22 protein-coding genes and 1 pseudogene are annotated in these 23,023 nt (G+C 71.5%); 5 read left to right on the top strand and 18 right to left on the bottom strand.

What is annotated here, in order from left to right; genetic code table 11:
• Window positions 1-6 precede the first annotated feature (6 nt).
• From DB033_RS09185 to DB033_RS09140, 10 genes are all read right to left on the bottom strand, one after another.
• Window positions 7-1,344 (bottom strand): MFS transporter, encoded by a 1,338-nt coding sequence (locus DB033_RS09185; protein ID WP_205843736.1) that lies wholly within the window; start codon window positions 1,342-1,344, stop codon window positions 7-9.
• A gap of 98 nt (window positions 1,345-1,442) precedes the next feature.
• Entirely contained in the window at window positions 1,443-2,705 is a 1,263-nt protein-coding gene (locus DB033_RS09180; protein WP_111766404.1) for an NAD(P)/FAD-dependent oxidoreductase, read from the bottom strand.
• On the bottom strand, window positions 2,702-3,025 hold the full coding sequence (locus DB033_RS09175; RefSeq protein WP_111766403.1) for a 2Fe-2S iron-sulfur cluster-binding protein: 324 nt from the start codon (window positions 3,023-3,025) through the stop codon (window positions 2,702-2,704). Before DB033_RS09175 ends, DB033_RS09180 begins: the two co-directional genes overlap by 4 nt.
• 2 nt (window positions 3,026-3,027) lie before the next feature.
• A complete protein-coding gene (locus tag DB033_RS09170; RefSeq protein WP_111766402.1) occupies window positions 3,028-4,005 on the bottom strand; it encodes a phosphotriesterase family protein in 978 nt (325 codons plus the stop codon).
• Window positions 4,002-4,757: an HpcH/HpaI aldolase family protein gene (locus DB033_RS09165; RefSeq protein WP_157970598.1), complete on the bottom strand. Its 756-nt coding sequence runs from the start codon at window positions 4,755-4,757 to the stop codon at window positions 4,002-4,004. The genes DB033_RS09170 and DB033_RS09165 overlap by 4 nt, the downstream gene beginning before the upstream one ends.
• Window positions 4,754-5,839, bottom strand: a complete 1,086-nt coding sequence (locus DB033_RS09160; protein ID WP_111766400.1) for an amidohydrolase family protein — start codon at window positions 5,837-5,839, stop codon at window positions 4,754-4,756. Before DB033_RS09160 ends, DB033_RS09165 begins: the two co-directional genes overlap by 4 nt.
• A gap of 32 nt (window positions 5,840-5,871) precedes the next feature.
• Window positions 5,872-6,537: a Rieske (2Fe-2S) protein gene (locus tag DB033_RS09155; RefSeq protein WP_111766399.1), complete on the bottom strand. Its 666-nt coding sequence runs from the start codon at window positions 6,535-6,537 to the stop codon at window positions 5,872-5,874.
• Window positions 6,534-7,763, bottom strand: a complete 1,230-nt coding sequence (locus tag DB033_RS09150; protein WP_157970597.1) for an alpha-hydroxy acid oxidase — start codon at window positions 7,761-7,763, stop codon at window positions 6,534-6,536. Before DB033_RS09150 ends, DB033_RS09155 begins: the two co-directional genes overlap by 4 nt.
• 2 nt (window positions 7,764-7,765) lie before the next feature.
• The gene (locus DB033_RS09145; RefSeq protein ID WP_111766397.1) at window positions 7,766-8,935 is read right to left on the bottom strand and encodes an amidohydrolase family protein; all 1,170 of its coding nucleotides are present in this window, start codon (window positions 8,933-8,935) and stop codon (window positions 7,766-7,768) included.
• A gap of 779 nt (window positions 8,936-9,714) precedes the next feature.
• Entirely contained in the window at window positions 9,715-10,803 is a 1,089-nt protein-coding gene (locus tag DB033_RS09140) for an S-(hydroxymethyl)mycothiol dehydrogenase (RefSeq protein ID WP_111766396.1), read from the bottom strand.
• Between the two features lie 172 nt (window positions 10,804-10,975).
• On the opposite strand from DB033_RS09140, the gene DB033_RS09135 reads away from it, so the two are divergent.
• The 4 genes and pseudogenes from DB033_RS09135 to DB033_RS09120 all read left to right on the top strand — a co-directional run bounded on the left by DB033_RS09135 (window position 10,976) and on the right by DB033_RS09120 (window position 14,250).
• Window positions 10,976-11,632, top strand: a complete 657-nt coding sequence (locus DB033_RS09135) for an NADPH-dependent F420 reductase (protein WP_111766395.1) — start codon at window positions 10,976-10,978, stop codon at window positions 11,630-11,632.
• 100 nt (window positions 11,633-11,732) lie between these two features.
• Window positions 11,733-12,566 (top strand): PP2C family protein-serine/threonine phosphatase, encoded by an 834-nt coding sequence (locus tag DB033_RS09130; RefSeq protein ID WP_157970596.1) that lies wholly within the window; start codon window positions 11,733-11,735, stop codon window positions 12,564-12,566.
• Between the two features lie 16 nt (window positions 12,567-12,582).
• Window positions 12,583-13,642 (top strand): annotated as a pseudogene (locus DB033_RS09125) (DUF475 domain-containing protein).
• Window positions 13,643-13,683: 41 nt separating this feature from the next.
• Window positions 13,684-14,250, top strand: a complete 567-nt coding sequence (locus DB033_RS09120; RefSeq protein ID WP_111766392.1) for a TerD family protein — start codon at window positions 13,684-13,686, stop codon at window positions 14,248-14,250.
• A gap of 7 nt (window positions 14,251-14,257) precedes the next feature.
• Here DB033_RS09120 and DB033_RS09115 read toward each other — a convergent pair whose 3' ends face one another.
• Window positions 14,258-15,079 (bottom strand): Fpg/Nei family DNA glycosylase, encoded by an 822-nt coding sequence (locus DB033_RS09115; protein WP_111766391.1) that lies wholly within the window; start codon window positions 15,077-15,079, stop codon window positions 14,258-14,260.
• A gap of 153 nt (window positions 15,080-15,232) precedes the next feature.
• Between DB033_RS09115 and DB033_RS09110 the strand changes: the two genes are divergently transcribed.
• On the top strand, window positions 15,233-15,874 hold the full coding sequence (locus DB033_RS09110) for a hypothetical protein (RefSeq protein WP_111766390.1): 642 nt from the start codon (window positions 15,233-15,235) through the stop codon (window positions 15,872-15,874).
• Window positions 15,875-15,978: 104 nt separating this feature from the next.
• On the opposite strand, the gene DB033_RS09105 is transcribed toward DB033_RS09110, so the two are convergent.
• The 7 genes from DB033_RS09105 to deoC form a co-directional block, all read right to left on the bottom strand.
• A complete protein-coding gene (locus tag DB033_RS09105; RefSeq protein WP_111766389.1) occupies window positions 15,979-17,349 on the bottom strand; it encodes an FAD-dependent oxidoreductase in 1,371 nt (456 codons plus the stop codon).
• Window positions 17,350-17,623: 274 nt separating this feature from the next.
• On the bottom strand, window positions 17,624-18,814 hold the full coding sequence (locus DB033_RS09100) for an O-succinylhomoserine sulfhydrylase (RefSeq protein WP_240615808.1): 1,191 nt from the start codon (window positions 18,812-18,814) through the stop codon (window positions 17,624-17,626).
• Window positions 18,811-19,227, bottom strand: coding sequence for a rhodanese-like domain-containing protein (locus tag DB033_RS09095; RefSeq protein WP_111766387.1), 417 nt, complete (start codon window positions 19,225-19,227; stop codon window positions 18,811-18,813). The genes DB033_RS09100 and DB033_RS09095 overlap by 4 nt, the downstream gene beginning before the upstream one ends.
• A gap of 31 nt (window positions 19,228-19,258) precedes the next feature.
• Entirely contained in the window at window positions 19,259-19,474 is a 216-nt protein-coding gene (locus tag DB033_RS09090; protein WP_111766386.1) for a DUF1737 domain-containing protein, read from the bottom strand.
• 62 nt (window positions 19,475-19,536) lie between these two features.
• Complete coding sequence (locus DB033_RS09085) at window positions 19,537-20,454, bottom strand: aldehyde dehydrogenase family protein (RefSeq protein WP_111766385.1); 918 nt, start codon at window positions 20,452-20,454, stop codon at window positions 19,537-19,539.
• Window positions 20,454-21,893: an aldehyde dehydrogenase family protein gene (locus DB033_RS09080; protein ID WP_205843735.1), complete on the bottom strand. Its 1,440-nt coding sequence runs from the start codon at window positions 21,891-21,893 to the stop codon at window positions 20,454-20,456. The genes DB033_RS09085 and DB033_RS09080 overlap by 1 nt, the downstream gene beginning before the upstream one ends.
• Window positions 21,893-22,918 (bottom strand): deoxyribose-phosphate aldolase, encoded by a 1,026-nt coding sequence (gene deoC / locus DB033_RS09075; protein WP_111766384.1) that lies wholly within the window; start codon window positions 22,916-22,918, stop codon window positions 21,893-21,895. The genes DB033_RS09080 and deoC overlap by 1 nt, the downstream gene beginning before the upstream one ends.
• Between the last annotated feature and the right edge of the window lie 105 nt (window positions 22,919-23,023).

Genomic DNA, 23,023 nt, shown 5'->3' with positions numbered 1-23,023 from the left:
GCCGCCCTACAGGACGTCCCGGGACGTCTCCCGGGCGGCCATCGCGGCCACGAACGCCAGCACGTTGACCGCGATCCCGAAGGCCACGATGTACCCGGTGTTGAAGGTGCCACCGCCGGCGATCAGCAGGGCCGCGCAGATCAGCGGGGTGAGACCGCCGATGGACCCGGCCAGCTGGTAGCCCAGCGACGCGCCGGTGTACCGCAGGCGGGTGGGGAACAGCTCGCCCAGCCACGCGGCCACCGGGCTGTAGCAGATGGAGTGTCCGATGGCGATGGCCGCCATCGAGATGTAGAGCGCGCCCAGGTTCCCGGAGTTGAGGTCGTTGAACAGGAACACGACGCTGACGGCCTGCATGGCCAGCCCGATCAGGGTGACGTTGCGCCGGCCCCAGTGGTCCGAGAGCGTCCCGAAGATCGGTTGCCCGAGGAAGCCGATGGCCGCGCTGAGCAGGACCACCGAGGACATCTCCGACCGGGTGAACCCGGTCTGCAGTCCGTAGGCGGCGGCGTAGGTCGAGTAGATGGAGCTGACCGCGAACGGACCGACCACCAGGGCGATGGCGATCAGGAGGGTCTTCGGGTGGCGGAAGACCTCGATGATGGGGGCGCGCTCGCCGTCGGCGGTGTCGGCGTTCTTCTGGGCCTCGAGGAAGACCGGGCTCTCGTGCACACCGAGCCGGATCCACAACCCGACGACCACCAGCACCGAGGACAGGATGAAGGGCAGCCGCCAGCCCCAGCTCAGCAGCGCGTCCGGCGGCAGCTGGGTGAGCAACGCGAAAACCCCGGTGGCCAGCAGGATCCCGCCGGTGAGTCCCATCTGCGGGATGCTGGTGGAGAAACCGCGGCGACTCCGGGAGTGCTCCATGGCGATGAGGACCGCCCCGCCCCATTCCCCGCCCGCGGCGACACCCTGCAGGGTGCGCAGCACGACGAGCAGGATGGGCGCGGCGATCCCGATCTGGGCGTAGGTCGGCAGCAGCCCGATCAGCGTCGTGCCGACGCCCATCAGGATGATGGAGAGCACGAGCATCTTCTTGCGGCCCAGCTTGTCCCCGTAGTGCCCCCAGATGGCCCCGCCGACCGGGCGGGCGAAGAACCCGATGGCCAGGGTGGCGAACGAGGCGAGAGTGCCGGCGGCGTTGCTGAAGTCGGGGAAGAAGAGCTGGTTGAACACCAGCGCCGACGCCAGCCCGAAGAGATAGAAGTCGTACCACTCGATGAGCGAGCCGATGAAGCTGGACACCAGGACGCGGCGGATCTGCCGCCGTCGTGTCGGGTCCAGGGGGTCGGTCGCGTCGTTCTTCAGTGCCGTGCTGCCGGGAGACGACGTCGTGTCCACGGGATCCTCCATTGCGTCGCGGGAAGGGTGCTGGGCGGCGGACTCGTCCCGGTGGAGGAGCCGCTGGGGTGGTGCAGGACAGCGGGACCGGACGCGGGTCAGGCGGCCGGCACGGACGTGGTGCGGGAGTACGCCTTGAGGTCGAACGCGGGATCGGCCGCCTCGGCCGGGGTGAGGGGGAGACGGCGGTCCAGGATGCGCCGGGCGGCCAGGTGGTCCGCGGCGCTGTTCACCGACTCGGCCCCGGCGAAGGCGCCGGCGACGAACCGGAACACGGAGAACGACCCGCCCGCGGGATCACCACGGCGGACCGAATCGGCGTCGGTCGGGATGAGACCGGCGATCTGGAGGCGGTTCTCACCCTGGTGGGACCAGAACCACGGGGTGGCGGTGTACGGCGTGGGCGTGCCGGCCAGGGTGCGGGCCAGGGTCTTGGCCTGGTCCACCGCGTTCTGCACCGACTCCAACCGGACGAGTTCCCCGGTGCGGGCGTCGGGGAAGGCGCAACAGTCGCCCAGCGCCCAGATGTGCGGATCGCCGGTCCGCAGGTACTCGTCGACCACGATGCCGTTGCCGACGGCGAGCCCGGCCTGCTGGGCCAGTCCGGTGCTGGGTACCACCCCGACCCCGACGACGACGAGGTCGGCCGGGTACGCCGTGCCGGAGGTGCCGACCCCGGTGGTCACCCGGCCGTCCTCGCCGCGGAGTTCGGTGATGCCCTCGCCGAAGTGCGTCCGGACCCCACCGGCGGCGTGCAGCTCGTGGAAGTGGTCCGACATCTCGGGAGACAGCACACGTCCCATCATCCGGGGCGCGAGCTCGAGCACGGTCACCTCCACTCCGTGGGCGCGGGCGGACGCGGCGAACTCCAGACCGATGAACCCGGCTCCGACGACCAGCGCTCGGCGGGCGGTCCGCAGCTCGGACTGCAGGCGGACGGCGTCGTCCAGGGTGCGCAGCGAGTGCACTCCCGCCAGGTCGGCGCCCGGGATGCGCAGCTCCCGGTTGCGGGCGCCGGTGGCGAGCACCAGGTCGTCGTAGGCGAGGACGTGTCCGTCCGCCGTGGCGACGGTGCCGGCCGCCGTGGCGACGGCGGCGACGGCGACGCCCCGGTGGAAGGTGACGGCGCGGTCGGCGAAGAACCTCTCCGCACGCAGCGGTAGCGCGGTGCCTCCGCCGCCGGTGTCGCCGCCGGCGACGGCCAGGAAGTCCTTGGACAGTGGTGGCCGCTGGTAGGGCAGATGGGGCTCGTCGCCGAAGAGGTCGACGTCCCCGTCGAAACCCTCGCTGCGCAGCGAGTCCACGAGCTGGATGCCGCTCTGCCCGCTGCCGACGACGACGACGCGCCGCCCGCCGGTCACTGCTCCTCCGGCACGTCGACCACGATGCGCTCGAGGCGGGGCCCGGTCTTGAGCTGGCAGCCCAGCCGGGAGCGTTCGGGGTCCCGCGGCGCCGCGGTCTCCTCGAGCATCTCCTCCTCGTCGTCGGAGGGCGGCGGCAGGGCGGGGAGGTACTCCGGCCGCACGTAGACATGGCAGGTGGCGCAGATGGCCTGACCGCCGCACTCGCCGACGATGCCGGAGATCCCGCCGGCCACGGCTCCGCGCATCACGGAAGTGCCCGGCACCACGTCGATCTCGTCGACGGAGCCGTCACTGTGGTGGTAGGTGATGGTGGGCACGGTCAGCTCCGCGCCCCGACGAGGATGCGCGCCGCGTTGGTGATCATCATCTGGTCGATGTCGGCGTCGGAGACGCCCCGCTCCCGGAGCTGGGGGAGGATGTCCCGTGAGATGTGGGCGTGGTTCCAGTTCGGGGACTCCCGTCGCCGGAAGGACGGCGGGGTGTTGATGCTGAAGACCCCCGCGTCGTGGGACAGCGTGAGCTTCTCCGCGTACCCCATCTCGACCAGGCGCACGACGGTGTCCACCCGCTCCTCGTCACTGCGCATCGAGACCATGCCGAACCGGTCCATGCCGAGAGTGCAGCCGTTGTCCATCATCTCGCGCAGGTAGTCCAGGTCGGTGCTGTCCCCGGAGTGGCCGATCAGCACATGCTCCAGCGGTACGCCCCGCGCGCGGAAGAACTCCTGCTGATCGCGGCCGCGGAACTCGCGGGCGTGGGTGTGCGTGGTGATGGTGGCGCCCGTCTCCAGGTGTGCGGTGGCGGCGGCGCCCATCACCCGTTCGACGCCCGGGGTGAGCCCGGGTTCGTCGGTGGCCACCTTGATCATGACCGCCTTGACTCCGGTGTCACCGATGCCGGTGGTGAGGTCACGGATGAACAGCGCCGGCATCGGGTCGTCCATGTCGACCATCAGGCCGGGGCCGTGGGTCTGGAAGAAGGTGGGCAGCGCGTTGAAGGTGTAATAACCGGTGGCCACCACGATGTTCACCGCGCTGGCCGCGGCCACCCGCTGGATGCGCGGGATCGACCGCCCGAGTCCGGGAACCGTGAGGTCGATGATGGTCTCGATGCCGAGGGTCTTGAGCTCGTCGAGGGTGTCGACGGCCTTGGCGACCATGGCGTCCTCACCCTCCCATTCCGGGTCGGGCCAGCCCTCCTCGATCTCGGGGTTCTTGGTGAAGATGTGCTCGTGGGTGAGCGTGCGGCCGATCGCGCCGAGTTCGACGGGGCCGTTGACGGTGTCGACGGTGGTCATGCCGGTCCTCCTGGGGTGTGGGCGAGCGCCGCGAGGGACGCCCGGATGAAGCCGATGTCGGAACCGGCGGTGACCATGCCGAATCCCTCGGCGTGGCGGGTGGCCGGGACACCGGTGATGGCGGTGACCTTGCCGTGCCGTGCGCAGGCCTCCCGGATGGCCCGGACGGCGTCGAGCAGGGCCGGCTCGGTGGCCGCCTCGATACCGGTGGGCGCGCCGCCCAGACTGACCGAGAGGTCGGCGGGTCCGATGTACACGCCGTCGACGCCGGGGGTGGCCACGATGGCGTCGACATCGTCCACGGCGGTGGCGGTCTCGATCATCACCAGGCACATCACCTGACCGTTGACGGTGGCCGGGTCACCGCCGAGGCCGTGGGTGGCGCGGACCGGTCCCCAGCTGCGGGTGCCGTCCGGGAAGTACCGGCAGGCGGCCGCGGCGCGGGCGGCGTCGCCGGCGGTGTCGACCATGGGCACGATGACGCCCTCGGCGCCGGCGTCCAGGGCCTGGCCGATCAGGGTCGCGTCGTTGCCCGCCACCCTGACCAGGGGCGTGGCCGTGCCCCGGGCCAGGGCACGCAGCATCGGCACCAGACGCTCGGCGGGGATGAGGCCGTGCTGCTGGTCGAGGTAGACGTAGTCGTACCCGGCGACGGTGAACTCCTCGGCGATCTGCGCGTCACCCAGCACGCAGGACAGACCGGTGGCGGCGCGCCCCTCGGACAGCCGGTCGCGCAACCGGTTCCGGCTCACAGCCGGTACCACTGCCGGGCCGACTCGGCCATCAGCTTCGGGCGCATGGTGTCCGGCACCGCCTCGAGCAGCTTCTCCAGGTCGTCGTCGTGCCGGTGCGGGTAGTCGGTGGCGAACATCAGGATGTCCTCGGACCCGAGCCACTCGACGATCGTCCGGGTCTGCGCGACCGAGCCGAGGTCGGACGGGGCGACGGAGAACCGGATGTGGTCGCGGACGACGTCCAGCGGGAGCCGATCCAACCACGGGAAGTCGCGACGGAGGCCCTTCCACTTCTTGTTCATGCTCCACCCCCAGGTCGGGACCCAGGTGAAACCGCCCTCCAGCACGGCGAAGCGGAGGGTGGGGAACTTCTGGAACACGCCCTCGAAGACGACGCTGGTGAGTTGGGCCAGGTACAGCTGCGTCTCGACCGCGTACTCCTCGGCGAAATGGCCCGCGTACCCGGTGGGTGACGGCGCGTCCTCGGTGGTCCCGCCCCAGTGCAGGCCGAGCACCAGGTCGTGCCGGGCGGCCGCCTCGTAGATCGGGTGGAAGTAACGCTGGCCGTAGAGCCGCTCGGACCGGACCGGCAGCATCACCTGCTTGAACTGCGGATGCCCGCCCACGCGGTCGATCTCGGCCGCCGCGGCCTGCGGGTCACGGGCGGGGATGACGAGCGATCCGACCAGCCGTTCGTCGGCGGCGAACCACTCGGCGACCATCCAGTCGTTGACCGCGCGGGCCAGGGCCGGCGCCCAGTCGGGGTGCCGCAGCGAGTCAACCCCGTAATAGCAGTTGAGGACGGCCTTCTCGGTCCGCCACGGTTCCAGGACCTGGTGCTGCAGCAGCTCCACCCGGGTGGCGCTGGTGCCGTCGGCCTGGATCCACTCCGGGCGGGCGGTGGTGGGTGCGCCCGGCGGATAGCTCAACGCCGGCCCGGTGGGGCCGTGCCAGCCGCGTTCGCGGGTCGCCTCCTGCCACACCGGGTCCAGGTAGGGCAGGATCGCGTCGAGTGTCGGGACGTTGGCGTGCACGTCGCAGTCGATGACCGCGCCGGTCCAGGAGGAGGGCCGGGTGGCCTGCGGGAGAACAGTCGTCATTGTCTGGTCCTTCGCGAGAGGGGTGGCCGCGCTCAGGAAGCGGCGGGCCGGGTGGGTGCGGGGGCCGATCCGGCTTCGGTGACGGCCTGGGGGCGGGGGACCCGCGGCTCGACCGGTGCGGCGGCGGTCGGACCGGTGGCGGCCGCGTCCGCCGGGCCGTCCGCCGCGGTGGCGGCGCGGCGTCGGGACGGTGCCTTGAGGGTCAGCACGATGTACTGCTCCTCGACGTCGACGTCGATCTTCTCGGCCCAGTACGGCCCGGGAACCATGCCCGCCACCCCGGACTGCAGGTCGGGCTCGAGGTCGGTGCCGGTCTCGACCCCGATGGGGAACGGCCGCGCGGACAGGTTGTGCGGATCGAAGTACGACTGCCCGGTACGGATGTCGAACTCCCAGTTGTGGAACGGGCAGGTCAGCAGGGTCTGCGACCGGTCGAGGGTGACGATGCCCGGGGCGGGGGAGCTCACCTTGCTGACGATCTGGCCGTAGCACAGTGGGCCGCCCAGGTGCGGGCAGCGGTTGAGCACCGCGTGGAACTCCCCGTCGACCCGGAACACGCCGATCTCGCGGCCGTTGACCTCGACCAGCAGCCGTCCGGAGTCGGGGAAGTCCTCGACCCGCCCGACCACGTAGCGCTGGGGCTTCCGGGCCCTGGCCGCAGCCTCGGTGCCGGGTGCGGGAGTCGTCGGTTCGGTCATCGTGTCACCAGCTCCGGTTCGGTCTCGGACAGCGGCCGGGTCGACCGGTCGGTCACCCAGCTCGCGTCCAGGGTGTGGATGTCGTCGCAGCCCAGCAGCTGCAGGGTGCGGATCAGCTCGATGCGCATGCGCTCCAGGACGTGGCTCACGCCGGCGGTGCCGCCCACCGCGAGCCCGAAGGCCGGGTAGCGACCGACGAGGACGGCGCGGGCGCCCAGGGCGAGGGCCTTCACCACGTCGGCACCGCGGCGGATCCCGCTGTCCAGCACGATCTCCACGTGGTCGCCGACCGCGTCGACGATGCGGGGCAACGCCCGCAGGGTGGCCGGAGCTCCGTCGAGCTGCCGGCCGCCGTGGTTGGACACGATGATGCCGTCGGCCCCGAGGGCCCGGGCCCGCCGGGCATCGGCCACCGTCAGCACGCCCTTGACCACCAGCGGGCCGTCCCAGTGGGCCCGCATCCAGGCGATGTCGTCCCAGTCCGGTGAGTGGGACTCCGCGCCGGTGCGGGTCAGCGCGGAGAGCTCCATCGGTCTGCCGTCCGGGGTGATGTCCGCGGTGTTGGGCAGCTGGAACGGCATGCCGTCGCGGGTGAAGCGGTAGACCCACCCCGGATGACCGATGACCCGCGGCGTCATCTTCACGACGTTGCGCAGGTTGATCCGCATGTTGTAGCTGAAGCCGTTGCGGAAGTCCCGTTCCCGGTTCCCGCCCACACTCGTGTCGATGGTGGCGACCAGGCCGGCGTACCCGGCGGCGTCGGCCCGACGCACCAGCGACTTCATCGCCTCCTGATTCGAGAACCTGTACGCCTGGAAGAACTTCGGGCCCGGCACCTCCGCGATCTGCTCCAGCGAGAACCCGGACGCCGACGTCGACACGTGGACGGTCTCCGCCAGGTGGGCGGCCCGGGCGATGCCGAGGTCGCCGTCCGGATGGATGAGCCGCATGCCGCCGCACGGTGCGGTCAGGATCGGCATGGACACCGGGACACCGAGCACCGTGGTAGCCAGCTTCGGGTCGGGTACCCACACCGCCCCGCGCGGGGCGAAGGAGAGATCGGTGAAGGCCTGGCGGTTCCAACCCAGGGTGAGCTCGTCCTCGGAACCGCCGTCGACGTACTGGAAGATCGACTTCGGCAGCGCCCGCCGGGCCGCCGCCCGGGCGTCCTCGTAGTTGAGGACGCCGGCCAGCCGGTGCCGGGTGAGCGCCGTGGTGCGCAGCACGGTCAGGCGTCCGTCGGCGACGGCAGCCCGTGGCCGGGCTTGAGCGGCAGGCGGTAGAGCGCACTGGCGTTCTCGCCCAGGATGCGGCGGCGGCGGTCCTCGGGGAAGTGCTCCGGGACGGATTCGTACGGCGAGTCGAAGTCCCAGTGCGGGTAGTCGCTGGAGAACATCAGCCGGTCGGCGAAACCCGCCTCCTCGAACAGCCGGAACACCCCCTCGGTCATGTCCGGCCGCTCGGGCTCCTCCAGGGGCTGGGTGCTGAACCAGAAGTGCTCACGCAGGTACTCCGACGGCCGGCGCGACAGGTGCGGCAGGTCGGCACGGTGCTTGTCGTACACCGCGTCCAGCCGCCAGCTGAACGGCACCACCCAGTCCCAGCCCAGTTCCAGCGCGGCGATCTTGAGCCTGGGGAAACGGTCGAAGACGCCCTCGAAGATCAGGCTCGGCACCATGGACAACGGCAGCACGGAGAACGCGGCGTGCATCTCGCCGTAGAAGCTCTGCCTGCCGGCGCCGGTGGGCTGGCGGCCCATGCCGGGAACGTGGAATCCCAGCGGAATGTCGTAGGCCTCGCAGGCCTCGAAGATCGGCCAGTAGCGGCGCCGGCCGATGGGATCGGCGCCGGACGGGGACATCAGCACCTGCACGAACTTGTCGCCGTGCTCGGTCATGCAGCGTTCGATCTCCCGTTCGCCGCCGGGGATGTCGCGGGCCACGGTGATGGAGGCCCGGAACCGGTCGTCGTAGCCGCACCAGGTGTGGGCCAGGGCGTCGTTGTAGGCGCGGTAGAGCGCGGTGGCCAGCTGGTGCGGCATGTTCACGCCGCCGCTGGTGATGATGTAGGTCTGCGGGCAGGTGAGCACCACGGCCGACATGTCGTAGAGGTCGACGACCTGCTCGACGGCCAGCGCCGGGTCGACGCCGACCCGGCCGTTGACGTCCACCGCGTCCAGACGGTGGGTGAACTCGCGCTGTGCGGGGGACACGCCGCCGCCGAACGACCCGAGGCCGTACCGGGCGATGTGGTCGCGCCAACGCTGCGGCAGGTGGTCGGCGACCTGCGGGTCGGTGGGGACGGGCATCGGGTGGAAGTCGACGTCGATGACGCCCAGACGGCGGTGGGACGCGGTCGGCGACATCTGCGCCGGCTGGTCGAGTTCGGTGATGGACACCTTCGGACTCCTGCCTCGTCGTTGAGTGAGAGCGTTGCCGGTCGCACAGGACGGCACGGGTCGCGACGAGTGGGGCTGTCGCGACGTCCTGCGTGCGAGGGGCCCGCCGCAGCACCCTGGCTGTGAACGGGATCGGCACCAGCCTAGAGCAAAGTTTATATTTTGCAAAGTTTGCGCAGGGGCAATCGTCCGGGGTGGTCGGGCTGCTGCGCAGCGGTGCCGCTCCGGCTCCGCGGGGCGTCCCGGCGGCCGGCGGGCCGGGGTGCGGTGTACTGACCGGCACCCGTTCCCGGGCCGGGACGGGTGTGCACTGCGGCTCGACCGGGAGCGGCCGAGAAGGGGCGGTCCGCCGCGGAGTCGGCGAGAGGACGGCGGCGGAGGTCCGCTGACCTCGTCGGCGGGGTCAGCCACTCATCGAACTCATCCGTGGGCGACGGACGGGTCACTGCGGAGCGATGCCGCTTCGGACGCTCGGGGAGTCCGGTGACCGCCCGCCGTCGCGATCGGGCGCGGCGCCGCGCTCGATGGACGGCAGGGCGGCCGGGTCGACGTGTCCGACGGTCCCGCCGCCCGCCACTCCCGGCCGGACGCCGGCTCACCGGACGCCGCCGCCCGGCATCCGGGTCGTCGACGGCGGGCCCGCCGCTCCTCGGAGCGGGCCCCGGTCGGGAGGTGGCGTGCCCGTCGACGGGTGTCCAGTGGCCCCGCGGGGGCCGTCCGCCGCCGACCGGTGACCCGACGGGGAGCTCCGTCGGCGGCGACCTGCGCCGGGGACGCCGCTAGAGCGTCACGACCGACCGCAGGACCTCACCGCGGTGCATCTTGTCGAAGGCCTCCTCGATGGCGTCGAGGCCGATGGTCTCGGAGACGAACTTGTCCAGCGGCAGCCGGCCGCCGAGGAACAGCTCGATGAGCACGGGGAAGTCGCGGGACGGCAGGCAGTCGCCGTACCAGGAGGACTTGAGCGATCCGCCGCGGCCGAAGACGTCCAGCAGCGGCAGCTCGAGCTGCATCGTCGGCGTGGGCACCCCGACGAGCACGACGGTGCCCGCGAGGTCGCGGCCGTAGAACGCCTGCTTCCACGTCTCGGGCCGGCCGACCGCGTCGATCACCACGTCGGCGCCGAAACCGTCGGTCAGCGCCTGGATCTCGGCGACCACGTCGGTGTCCTCGCCCACCAGGACGGTGTGGGTGGCGCCGAACTCCTTCGCCCACTGCAGCTTCCGCTCGTCGCGGTCGACGGCGATGATCCGCCGGGCGCCGACGAGGTTCGCGCCGGCGATCGCCGCGTCACCGACGCCACCGCAGCCGATGACCGCGACGGTGTCCTCCTTGCTGACGGCACCGGTGTTGATCGCCGCCCCCAGCCCGGCCATCACGCCGCAGCCCAGCAGCCCGGCCACCGTGGCCGGCGCCTCCTGGTCGACCTTCGTGCACTGACCCGCGTGCACCAGCGTCTTCTCCGCGAACGCGCCGATCCCGAGCGCGGGGGACAGCTCGGTGCCGTCCTCGAGCGTCATCTTCTGCGTGGCGTTGTGGGTGTTGAAGCAGTACCAGGGGCGGCCGCGGCGGCAGGCCCGGCACTCGCCGCAGACCGCCCGCCAGTTGAGGATCACGTAGTCGCCGGGCGCGACGTCGGTGACGCCGTCGCCGACCGCCTCCACGATGCCCGCGGCCTCGTGGCCGAGCAGGTACGGGTAGTCGTTCCCGATCCCGCCGAGCTTGTAGTGCAGGTCGGTGTGGCACACGCCGCACGCCTGGACCTGCACCAGCGCCTCACCCGGGCCCGGGTCGGGCACGTGGATGGTGACCACCTCGACGGGTGCGTCCTTGGTGCGGGCGATGACGGCCTTGACTGCGTGCGGCACAGCTACCTCCGATGCGAGACGGGTACGGCCTGACTCTAGGTGGCCCACCGGAGGCTGTCCCGTTCGTCACCCCGCGGGCGGGAACATCCCCGTCGCCCCCGGGGTTGTGGCCAGGGTCCGGCCGCCGCGAGACGTACCGCCGGACACACGGCACGACGAAAGGTGCACCACCATGACCGCCACCGGACTCACCACCATCGGACTAATCGGCGCCGGCAACATCGGCGGCCAACTCGCCCGCCTCGCCGTCGCCGCCGGCTACCGCGTCGTCGTCAGCAACTCCCGGGGACCCGAGACCCTGACCGACCTGGTGACCGAGCTGGGCCCGTCGGCCACCGCCGGCAGCGCCGCCGAGGCGGCTGCCGCGGGAGACCTGGTCGTGGTCACGGTGCCGCTCAAGAACTACCGTGACGTCCCCGTCGAGCCGCTGGCCGGCAAGATCGTCATCGACACGAACAACTACTACTTCGAGCGCGACGGTCACATCGCCGAGCTCGACGCGGAGCGCACCACGGTGTCGCAGATGCTCCAGGAGCACCTGCCGACCTCGCGGATCGTCAAGGTCTTCAACGGCATCCGCGCCGAGGAACTGACCACCGACGGCACCCCGGCCCACACGCCCGACCGCCGCGCGCTGCCCGTCGCCGGCGACGACCTCGAGGCGAAGGCGCTGGTGACCACGCTGCTGGACGAGTTCGGGTTCGATGCCGTCGACGCCGGATCGCTGGCCGAGAGCTGGCGTTTCGAGCGCGACCGGCCCGCCTACGGCCCGCGGATGACCGCGGCCGAGATCCCCGGCAAGCTGGCCGAGGCCGTCCGGGGTTCGTGACGGGTCCCGAGCCCACCTCCCCGCGGGCCACGACGACCGGCGCCGCTACGCTCGTCGGCGTGTACGGAGCGCGCAGGGACAACGGGTGGGGCGGGCGCCGGTGATCACCGTCGCGTACGGGTCGGCCACGGACGTGGGCCGGGTCCGTGAGGTCAACGAGGACGCCGTGCTGGCGGCGTTCCCGGTGTTCGTCGTCGCCGACGGCATGGGCGGCTACGAGGCCGGTGACATCGCCAGCCGGCTGACCGTCGAGCAGTTCGCCGAGGGTGCGGGCCGCGACGACCTCGACCGCCGCTGGGCGGAGGGCCGGATCGCGGCCGCAGCGGACGCCGTCCGGCCGACCGGTGGCGGCACCACCGTCACCGGGATCGTCGCGACGACCTTCGAGGGCATCGCGCACTGGCTGGTCTTCAACGTCGGTGACTCCCGTGTCTACCGCCGCACCGGCGGTGAGGTGGTCCAGGTGAGCGTCGACCACTCGCTGGTGCAGGAGATGGTCGACAGCGGGATGCTCGCCCCGGACGAGGCCCGCCACCATCCCGAACGCAACATCGTCACCCGGGCCATCGGCGCCGACGACGACCCGGTGCCCGACTTCTGGCTGGTGCCGGCCACCGTCGGAGACCGCTTCCTGGTCTGCTCGGACGGGCTGACCGGCGAGGTCGAGCCGCCCGACCTGGCCGAGCTGCTGTGCCGTCGCGATCCGCCGCAGCAGGTGGCCGACCGGTTGGTCGCCGCGGCGGTCGCGGCCGGGGGCCGGGACAACATCACCGTCGTGGTGGTCGACGTCGTCGACGTCGCCGCGCCCGGCGCGGTCCCCGCGGCCGGGGCGTCGTCGGACCCCGCCACCGGGGGGACGGTGCCGGACCCGGGTGACGCCCCCTCCTCGGACACCCGCCCGTTCACCCCGCTCACGCCACGCCGCTCCCCGTGACGCCCCGGCCGTCCTGATGCGCACCTTCACCGGCGCGGCGGTCGTCTCGCTGGCCGCGCTCGTTGGGGGCGTTCGTCTACGGCGGGCACACCGCGCTGTTCTTCTGTGCGGTGCTGGGCGTCCTGGAGATCTCGTTGTCGTTCGACAACGCGGTCATCAACGCGACCGTGCTGGAGCGGATGAGCCCGTTCTGGCAACGCATCTTCCTCACCGTCGGCATCGTCATCGCCGTCTTCGGGATGCGCCTGGTGTTCCCGCTGCTGATCGTCGCGGTCACCGCAGGACTCGGTCCCGTCGAGGCGATCTCGCTGGCCATGGAGCAGCGTCCGGAGTCTAATCCGACCAGCTACGCCGCGCTGCTCGCCGACGCACACCCGCAGATCGCCGCGTTCGGCGGCATGTTCCTGCTGATGCTGTTCCTGGACTTCGTCCTGACCGAGCGCGAGATCACCTGGCTGAGCTGGATCGAACGGCCGTTGGCCACGATCGGCCGGCTGGACCAGTTGTCGGTGGTCGTCGCGGTCGGGGCCCTTCTGATCTGCGCCGAGACGCTCGCCGAGGAGCCCGATGTCGTCCTGCCGGCCGGGATGCTCGGTCTGGTCGGCTATCTGGCGGTCAACGGGTTGAGCGCCCTGTTCGAACAGCCCACACCGGCGGAACCGGTGCCGGGCGGGACGCGCCCGACGCCGGTGATCGTCGTCGGGCGGGCGGCCTTCTTCCTGTTCCTGTACCTGGAGGTGCTGGACGCCTCGTTCTCCTTCGACGGCGTCATCGGCGCCTTCGCCATCACCTCCGACCCCATCCTGATCGCCCTCGGCCTGGGGTTGATCGGAGCGATGTTCGTCCGCTCGTTGACCGTGTTCTTCGTCCGCAACGGCACCCTGGCCGACTACGTCTACCTGGAGCACGGCGCGCACTGGGCGATCGGCGCACTCGCGGTCATCCTGTTGCTGTCGTTCGGCATCGAGCTCGACGAGGTCTTCACCGGCCTGATCGGCGTGGTGCTGATCGCCGCCGCGTTCGGGTCCAGTGTGCTGCGGAACCGCCGGCTGGCCCGAGGCGTTGTACCGGCGTAGGGGCCTGACCGGTCCCCGCCCGACACGACGAGCGGAGCAACATGGCCATCAACATGACCAAGGGACAGAGTGTCTCGCTGACCAAGAGCGGCGGCGGCACCCTCACCAGCGTCAACCTGGTCCTCGGCTGGGAGGGCCTGACCAAGAAGGGCTTCTTCGGCTCCAAGAAGGTCTCGGTCGATCTCGACGCCAGCTGCCTGGTGTTCGACGGCAACCGGCAGCTCGTCGACCAGGTCTGGTTCCAGCAGCTGCAGAGCAGGGACGGGTCGATCCAGCACACCGGTGACGACCGCGCGGGTGGTGCGGGCGAGACAATCCGGGTGGATCTGGCGGCGCTGCCGGCCACCGCGCAGTCGCTGGTGTTCACGGTCAACTCGTTCCTGGGGCAGGCGTTCACCCAGATCGAGACGGCGTCGGTGCAGCTGTTCGACGCCACCACGAACACCGCGCTGGCCGGCTACACGCTGGCCGGGTCCGGGGACCACACCGCGCTGGTGATGGCCAAGGTGACCCGCTCGGGCGCGGGGTGGGCGATGACCGCGATCGGCACCCCGGCCCGCGGCCGGACCTTCCACGAGATCCTGCCGGCGGTCACCCCCGCGCTCTGACCGACGCTCAGGTCGCCTGGCAGGTCGGGCACCAGTAGAGGCGGCGTCCTCCGAACTCCTCCATCAGGACCTCGGTGCCGCAGATCCGGCAGGGCAGTCCGTGCCGGCGGTACACGTAGTGCGCGTCGTCGCGGCGGACCGGGCCGGAGACCTTCTCCCGGTCCGCGGGGGCGGTGGTGACGATGCGGCCGGCCCGTACGCCGGCGCGCATCAGGGTGATGAGGTCCGCCCACAGCAGCTGCCACTGCTCCTCGGTGACCTGGTTGCCGGGGCGGTGCGGGTCGATGCGGTGGATGAACAGGATCTCCGCGCGGTAGACGTTGCCGACGCCGGCCATCACCGCCTGATCCATCAGCAGCAGACCGATCGGCTTGCTGCTGCGGGAGACCTTCGCGTACGACGTCGCACCGGCGTCCCTGGACTTCAGGGGATCCTCGCCGAGCCGCGCCTGCAGCGTCTTGACCGCCTCCGCGGTCAGCACCTCGGACACGGTCGCGCCCCGCAGCTGGGCGAAGTGGTGCTCGTCCCAGATCCGCAGCCGCACCTGGCCGACCACCTCCGGCAGGGGTAGCGGCCCGCTGACCCACTTGCCGTACAGCCCCAGGTGCACGTGCAGCCACAGGTCGAACCGCGGAGGGCCGTCCTCGAAGGGCCGGAAACGGTGCAGCGAGTGCTTGCCGAACGCCTGCACGCCGATCAGCCGCCCGCCGTCCAGCAACTCCGCACCCTCGGCGAACTTGCCCTGCGGACTGTCCACGTGCAGCACGCTGCCCTTGAACAGCTTCTGGTGCTCGCGAGCGAGCCGCAGAATGGTGTGGCCTTCGGGCATGCGCGATCCTTCACGTCGTGGTGGGGGCCCGGGCACGCCGGGCCGTGACGGTGGTACCGGACCAGTCATACCCGCCCGCGGCGATCGGTGTCGTGGGCGCCGGTCGGCACCCCGTAGCGTTCGCGGTGCCGTTCCCCGCACCCGGAGGTACCGATGACCGCAGCGCCGTTCCTGGCCGCCACCACCCTCGCCGAGGCGACCTCGGCGCACGATGCGCTGCTCCCGGTCGACGACGAGACCCTCGGTGAGGTGCAGTACGCGCTGGACGCCTGGGAGGACGTCCAGGCCGTCGCCAACGTGCTGATGCACCCCGACCTGATCGCCGCGCCGCTGCGGGTGCCCACCCTGGTGCGCGGGCTGGAGGACGACGGCTACCTGCCGTTGGCCGCCGCGGTCGGTGCCTCCCGGCTGCCGGCGCCCGTCGCGGAGGAGGACCGCGTCGCGCTGGTCGATGCGCTGCTGGACCTCGTCGCCGGCCAGGGCGGGCTCGCCGCGGTGCATGCCGCCGAAGCACTCGACGGACTCGCCCGCGACGACGACGCGGTCGAGATGGTCGTGCTGCTGGGGCATCCCGACGACGACGTACGGCAGCGGCTGCAGCGGCTGATGATCGCGTTGCTCGGCGGCGAGGGCCTCGACCGGCTGCTCGACGACCGGGATCTCGTACGGGCCGACGACGCCGAGATCGCCCGCGACCAGCTCGCCGAGGACGGCGTCGACCTGGACCGGGGCGCCCCGCCGCACCTGACCTCCGACGTGCTGCTGCCGAGCCTGAGCGAGTACGACGGCTCCTGACGTCGAGGCACCCCTCAGGCCGCGGGGACGGGGCCCGGAAACGCGTCAGCGGGGTGGCGCCCGGAAGGCCCCACCCCGCTGCCGTCGGCGGGTGTCGCGTGCGATCAGCCGTTGCGCGCCAGGATCCGGGCCACCTCGGTCATCTCGCCCCGCGAGATGAGCTTGATCCGCTCGCGCCCGACGGCCGAGCCGAGCCCACGCTCGTGGTCCTCGAGGCGGTCCCAGCCGTCGAAGTCGGTGACCGGCAGGCCCTTGGAGTGCAGCAGGTCGCGGGCCGCGTCCCGGTCGCGCTGCGGCGCCTGCGGCAGGTTCGGCGCGTCGGCGAGCAGGTTTGCGACGGTCTCGGCGGCGTCGGACTTGGTGTGTCCGATCAGTCCGACCGGTCCGCGCTTGACCCAGCCGGTGGCGTAGACGCCCGGCAGCGGGGCGCCGTCGATGTCCAGCACCCGCCCGGCGGTGTTGGGCAGCACCATCCGGCGGTCGTCGAACGGCAGGTCGTCGATGGCCTCGGAGCGGTAGCCGACGCAGCGGTAGACCGCCTGCACCGGCCAGTCGGTGAACTCCCCGGTGCCGCGGACGTTGCCGTCTCCGGTGAGCTCCTGGTGCTCGGTCCGCAGCCCGGTGACACCGGTGTCGACGGTCCCCAGGACCTCGACCGGGTTCTCCAGGAAGTGGATGTGGATCCGGCGGTGCGGACCGTCCTCCGGGTCGCGCATCGCCCAGCCGGACAGCACGTCGACGACCATCCGCAGGCTCTTGTGGTGGGTGAGCTCGGTCTCGGACGCCTCGTCGAACTCCATGCCCTCCGGGCTGACCACGACCTGGACGTTGGGGGAGTGGTCCAGCTCGCGCAGCTCCACCGGGGTGAACTTCGCCTGCGCCGGCCCGCGTCGGGCGAACATGTGCACGTCGGTGACGGCGGAGTCCTTGAGCACGTCGTAGACGTGCTGCGGAATCTCGGTGTACAGCAGCTCGTCGGCGGTGCGGGCCAGCATCCGCGCCACGTCCAGGCCGACGTTGCCGACGCCGATGACCGCGACGCTGGTGGCGTCGGAGAGGTCCCAGTTCTGCGGGCGGTCGGGGTGCGAGTCGTAGAAGGCGACGAAGTCGGCGCCGCCGTAGGACCGCGGCAGGTCGATGCCGGGGATCTCCATCGGCCGGTCCCGCTCGGCGCCGGTGGCGAAGACGATCGCGTCGTAGAACTGGCGCAGCTCGTCCATCTTGATGTCCACACCGACGTGCACGTTGCCGGTGAAGGTGATCCGCGGGTTCTCCATCACCCGGTGCAGGGCCACGATGATCTGCTTGATGCGCGGGTGGTCGGGCGCCACGCCGTACCGGATCAGGCCGTACGGGGTCGGCAGCCGGTCGTAGATGTCGACCGTCACGTCCGGATCGTTCTTGGTCAGGATGTCCGAGGCGTAGATGCCGGCCGGACCGGCGCCGACGACGGCCACCCGCAACGGCAAGGTCATGGAGCACTCCATATCATTCGACTGAATAACGCTGTACTGGTGGTGCCGCGGCGCGGGGATCCGCTTCGACGGGTCCCACACCGCCGCGGTCAGCGGCCGGTGACGCCGGGCGCGCCCGTGCGGGACCCGGGCAGGCGTCAGCGCGGCCGACCGGCGCTGCGACTCCCAGATTACCCGCGTCGCACACCCGCTCTGACCTGCGGTGACGCGACTCACGCGGGTCCGCCGCCGGTCGGGCCCCGCGGAGGATCCACCGCCGCGGGAGCGCCCCGACTCACGCCTTGAGGGCGAACTCCAGATCCTCCAGAAGATCTTCGACGTCCTCGAGACCGACCGACAGCCGGACGACCCCGTCGGTGATGCCGACGCGGGCGCGGCCCTCCGGGCCCATCCGCCGGTGCGTCGTCGACGCGGGGTGGGTGATCAGCGACTTCGAGTCGCCGAGGTTGTTGGAGATGTCGACGACCTCGAGGGCGTCCAGCATCCGGAACGCGCGGTCCTTCGCCTCGTCGGCGGGTGCGTCGAGCTCGAACGTCAGCACGCTGCCGCCCAGCTCCATCTGCGCCTTCGCCAACGCGTACTGCGGGTGCGACTCCAGGTGCGGGTACTTCACCCAGCGCACCCCCGGGTGCTGCTCCATGAACGTCGCGACCTTCAGCGCCGACGCGCTCATCGCGCGGACCCGCATGCTCATCGTCTCCAGGCCCTTGACCAGCACCCAGGCGTTGAACGGGCTCATCGACGGGCCGGTGTGGCGCATCAGGTCCTGCACCGGGCCGTCGATGTACTCCGCACTGCCGAGGATGGCCCCGCCGAGGACGCGGCCCTGGCCGTCGATGTGCTTGGTCGCCGAGTAGACGACGATGTCGGCGCCGAACCCGGTGCCGCGTTGCAGCACCGGGGTGGCGAAGACGTTGTCCAGCACGACCTTCGCGCCGGCGGCGTGGGCGAGGTCGCTGACGGCCCGGATGTCGACGAGCTCCATCATCGGGTTCGACGGGGTCTCGAAGAACACCGCGGCCGCGGGGGTGGACAGGGCCTTCTCCCACTGCGCGAGGTCGCTGCCGTCGACGAACTCGGTGGTCACGCCGTAGCGCGGCAGGATCTCGTCCAGGATGACGAAGCAGGACCCGAACAGCGAGCGCGCGGCGACGATGCGGTCGCCGGACTTCACCACGGCGAGCAGCGCGTTGAACACCGCGGCCATCCCGCTCGCGGTGGCGAAGCACGCCTCGGTGCCTTCGATCAGGCGCAACCGCTCCTGGAAGGTGGCGACCGTGGGGTTGCCGTACCGCGAGTAGACGAAGCGGTCGATGTCGCCCTTGAAGGCCGCTTCGGCGCTACCCGCCGATTCGTAGACGTAGCCCGAGGTCAGGTACAGCGCCTCGGCGGTCTCCTCGAAGTTGCTCCGGTGCAGCCCGCCGCGGACGGCGAGGGTGTCCGGGCGCAGGACGCGGTCGGTCACGACTGCCGCCAGGGCAGGCCGGTGGCCTTCCAACCGGCGCCGCCGCGGTGACCGGCGTCGTCCAGCGGGCCTTCGAAGCCCTCGGTGATGTTGTAGGCCGGGGTGATGCCGGCGGCGGTGGCGGCCTGCGCGGCCGCGATCGAGCGCACCCCGGAGCGGCACAGGAACAGCACCGGTCCGCTGCCCGGCGTGACGCCGTGCGCGGCGAGCTCCTCGAGGAAGTCGGGGTTGCGGCCGTCGGCGGTGTTCCACTCGACGAGCAGTGCGCCCTTGTTCAGCGACGACGTGTCCGGCACGCCCACGAACCGCCACTCGGCGTCGGTCCGCACGTCGACGAGGACCGCGTTCTCGGTGGTGGCGAGCATCTCCCAGGCCTCCCGGGGATCGACGTCCCCGGCGTAACCGTCGCTCATCGCCGCACTCCCCGGCTCTGCGTGCGGGCGCTCATCGCGCAGCACCCTTGTTGTCGACGGCGATGTCGAGCACCACGGCCTGGGCGTTGATGACCCGCTCGCCGTCGAAGGTCGTCGACGGGCTGCCGTAGAGCCGGTAGCCGTCGGTCAACGCCGCGCTCACCCGCTCGCAGAAGGTCACGTCGTCGGGGCCGGTGATCAGGCGGTAGGTCAACTTCGGGGCGGTCTGGGCCGCGGGCTCTGTCATGGGCGTCTTCCTCGGTGGGTGCGTGCGCGATCGATGCTAGTGCGGCGGTCCGGGTGCCCGGGTCAGTAGCTGGAGCCGCCCGACAGCGACAGCGAGCCGGTCGGGTGCCACACGGACTTGGTCTCCAGGAACGCCCGCAGCCGCGCCGTTCCGGGGGAGCGGGTGAAGTCCGTCGGCGGCGGGCTGAAGACGCGCTTGACGGTGCCCGCCGCGTCCCGCTCCCAGGACCCGCGCTGGTCGGGGTCGGCGCCGGTCAGGTCGAGCGCGTTCACGTCGCCGTGGCGGGCCAGCCAGGGGAACATCTCGGCGGGGGAGCCGGTGAGGATGTTGACCACGCCGCCCGGCACGTCGGAGGTCGCCAGGATCTCGCCCAGGACGATCGCCGGCAGCGGCCGGGTCTGCGACGCGACGACGACCACGCTGTTGCCGGTGGACACGATCGGTGCGAGCACCGAGACCAGCCCGAGCAGCGAGTCGTCCCGCGGCGCGACCGCGGCGACCACACCGGTCGGTTCCGGGACGGAGAAGGCGAAGAACGGACCGGCGACCGGGTTGGCCCCGCCGAAGACGGTGGCGACCTTGTCGGTCCAGCCGGCGTAGTGCACCAGACGGTCGACGGCCAGGTCCACGGTGTTCCGGGCGGCCGCCACGTCGACGCCCTCGCCCGCGGCGACGACCTCGGCCACGTCGGCCCGGCGGCCCTCGAGCATCTCGGCGATCCGGTAGACCACCTGGCCTCGGTTGTAGGCGGTGGCGCCCGACCAGCCGGCGAACGCCTTCCGTGCCGCCGACACCGCGTCCCGCGCGTCCTTGCGGGAGCCCTGGGCGGCGTTGGCCAGGAAGCCGCCGGCACTGTCGAACACCGGGTACGTCCGGCCCGACTCCGACCGGGGGAACTTCCCACCCAGGTACAGCTTGTAGGTCTTGGCCACCGCGAGCCGGGAGCCGGTCGACGGCTCCGGCTGCTGCTGATCCACCATCAGTAGTCTCCACTGTCCAGGTACGCGGCGAGTCCGGCCCGGCCGCCCTCACGGCCGAAGCCGGATTCCTTGTAGCCGCCGAACGCCGCGGCCGGGTCGAAGCGGTTGAAGGTGTTGGCCCACACCACGCCGGCCCGCAGGGCGCCGGCCATCCCGAGGATGCGCGAGCCCTTCTCCGTCCACACCCCCGCCGACAGGCCGTACGGCGAGTTGTTCGCCTTGGCCACCGCCTCCTCGGGGGTGCGGAAGGTGAGCACGGCCAGCACCGGTCCGAAGATCTCGTCCCGCGAGATCCGCATCGCCTGTGACACCTCGGTGAAGATCGTCGGCGGGAACCAGAAGCCGCGGTCCGGCAGCACGCACGGCGGGCTCCACCGCTGCGCACCCTCGGCGTCGCCGACGTCGGCCAGCGCGGTCACCCGGGCCAGCTGCTCGGCGGAGTTGATCGCCCCGATGTCGGTGTTCTTGTCCATCGGGTCGCCCAGCCGCAGCGTCGCCATCCGCGCCTTGAGCTTGTCGAGGAACTCCTCGGCGATCGACTCCTGCACCAGCAGCCGGGATCCCGCGCAGCAGACGTGGCCCTGGTTGAAGAAGATGCCGTTGACGATTCCCTCGACGGCCTGGTCGATCGGGGCGTCGTCGAACACGATGTTGGCGGCCTTGCCGCCCAGCTCCAGGGTGAGTCGCCTGCCCGTGCCGGCCAGCGACGACTGGATCCGCTTGCCGACCTCGGTCGAGCCGGTGAACGCCACCTTGTCCACGTCGCGGTGGTTGACCAGCGCCTCACCGACGTCGCCGGCCCCGGTGACGATGTTGACCACTCCCGGCGGGAGGCCGGCGTCGGCGAAGATCTCGGCCAGCACCAACAGCGACAGCGGTGTCGTCTCCGCGGGTTTGATCACCACCGTGTTGCCGGCGGCCAGCGCCGGGGCGATCTTCCAGGCCGCCATCAGCAGCGGGAAGTTCCACGGGATGACCTGGCCGGCCACGCCCAGCGGCTGCGGGGACGGGCCCAGACCGGCGTGCTCGAGCTTGTCGGCCCACCCCGCGTGGTAGAAGAAATGCGCTGCGGCCGTAGGGATGTCGACGTCCCGCGACTCGCGGATGGGCTTGCCGTTGTCGAGCGTCTCGACGACCGCGAGCTCCCGCGACCGCTCGGCGACGGCGCGGGCGATCCGGAACAGGTACTTGCCGCGTTCGGTGCCCGACATCGGACCCCAGACGTCGGTGTAGGCGGCGCGGGCCGCGCCCACCGCACGGTCGACGTCGGCCACGCTGCTCTGCGAGACCTGCGCCAGCGTCTCACCGGTGCCGGGGTTGATCGTCGGGGCGTCGGCGCCGGAGCCGTCGGCGAACACGCCGTCGATGAACGGCTGGTACCGGGGCTTGACCCGGCCGATCGAGGCATTCTCGGGTGCAGATGCGTACTGCCAGTCCATCAGTCCACCGTCACGTAGTCGGGGCCGCTGTAGTGGCCGTCGGTCTGGGTGCGTCGCTGCATCAGCAGGTCGTTCAGCAGCCCGGAGGCGCCGAACCGGAAGTACCGGGGGGACAACCACTCCGGGCCGGCCACCTCGTGCACCGACACCAGGAACCTGATGGCGTCCTTGGTGGTGCGGATCCCGCCGGCGGCCTTCACCGACCGGCGCTCACCGGTCTCGGCGTGGAAGTCGCGGACCGCCTGCAGCATCACCTGGGTGACGGGCAGCGTGGCGGCCGGGTTGATCTTGCCGGTGGAGGTCTTGATGAAGTCGCCGCCGGCCAGGAGGGCGAGCCAGCAGGCGCGGCGCACGGTGTCGTAGGTGCCCAGTTCACCGGTCTCCAGGATGACCTTGAGGACGGTGTCGCCGCAGACCTCCTTGACCGCGGCGATCTCGTCGAAGACGAGGCCGTAGTTGCCCGTGAGCATGGCGCCGCGGTCGATGACCATGTCGATCTCGGTGGCCCCGGCGTCCAGCGCGTCCCGGGTGTCGGCCAGCTTGACCGCCAGGCTCGACCGGCCGGCCGGGAAAGCCGTTGCCACCGAGGCGATCCCGACGTCGGTGCCGGCGAGGTGCGGCACGGCGTGGGCGACCATGTCCGGGTAGACGCAGACCGCGGCGACGGTGGGCACGTCCGGGTGGTCGGGGTCGGGACGGCGGCCCTTGGCGCACAGCGAGCGCACCTTGCCGGCGGTGTCGGCCCCCTCCAGCGTGGTCAGGTCGACCATCGAGATCGCCAGGTCGATGGCCTGGCGCTTGCTGTCCTTCTTGATGGAGCGGGTGGCCAGCGCGGCGCTGCGCTGCTCGAGACCGACCGGGTCGACGCCGGGCAGCCCGTGCAGGAACCGCTTCAGTGACGCGGCGTCCACGGTGGCGTCGGACAGGTGCGGCGGCAGTGACGGGGGCGGTGGCGGCGCGGACGGTGGCGGAGCGAGGGTCGGCTCAGGGTGCGTTCCGGCCGGATCGGCCTGCGATGAGCTCATGCTCCGACCCTATCGGCAATAGGGTTGACTGCTCCGGAGAGTGCGGCCGGCATCCGGACCCGGCCGCCGGAGAAGAGGTCCGCTGATGCCGTCCCCGCACGCCGT

It is taken from the genome of Nakamurella deserti (assembly GCF_003260015.1).
GTDB lineage: Bacteria > Actinomycetota > Actinomycetes > Mycobacteriales > Nakamurellaceae > Nakamurella > Nakamurella deserti.
The sequence above is the reverse complement of the archived record's forward strand: the minus strand, read 5'-3'. Positions and strand labels throughout refer to the sequence as shown.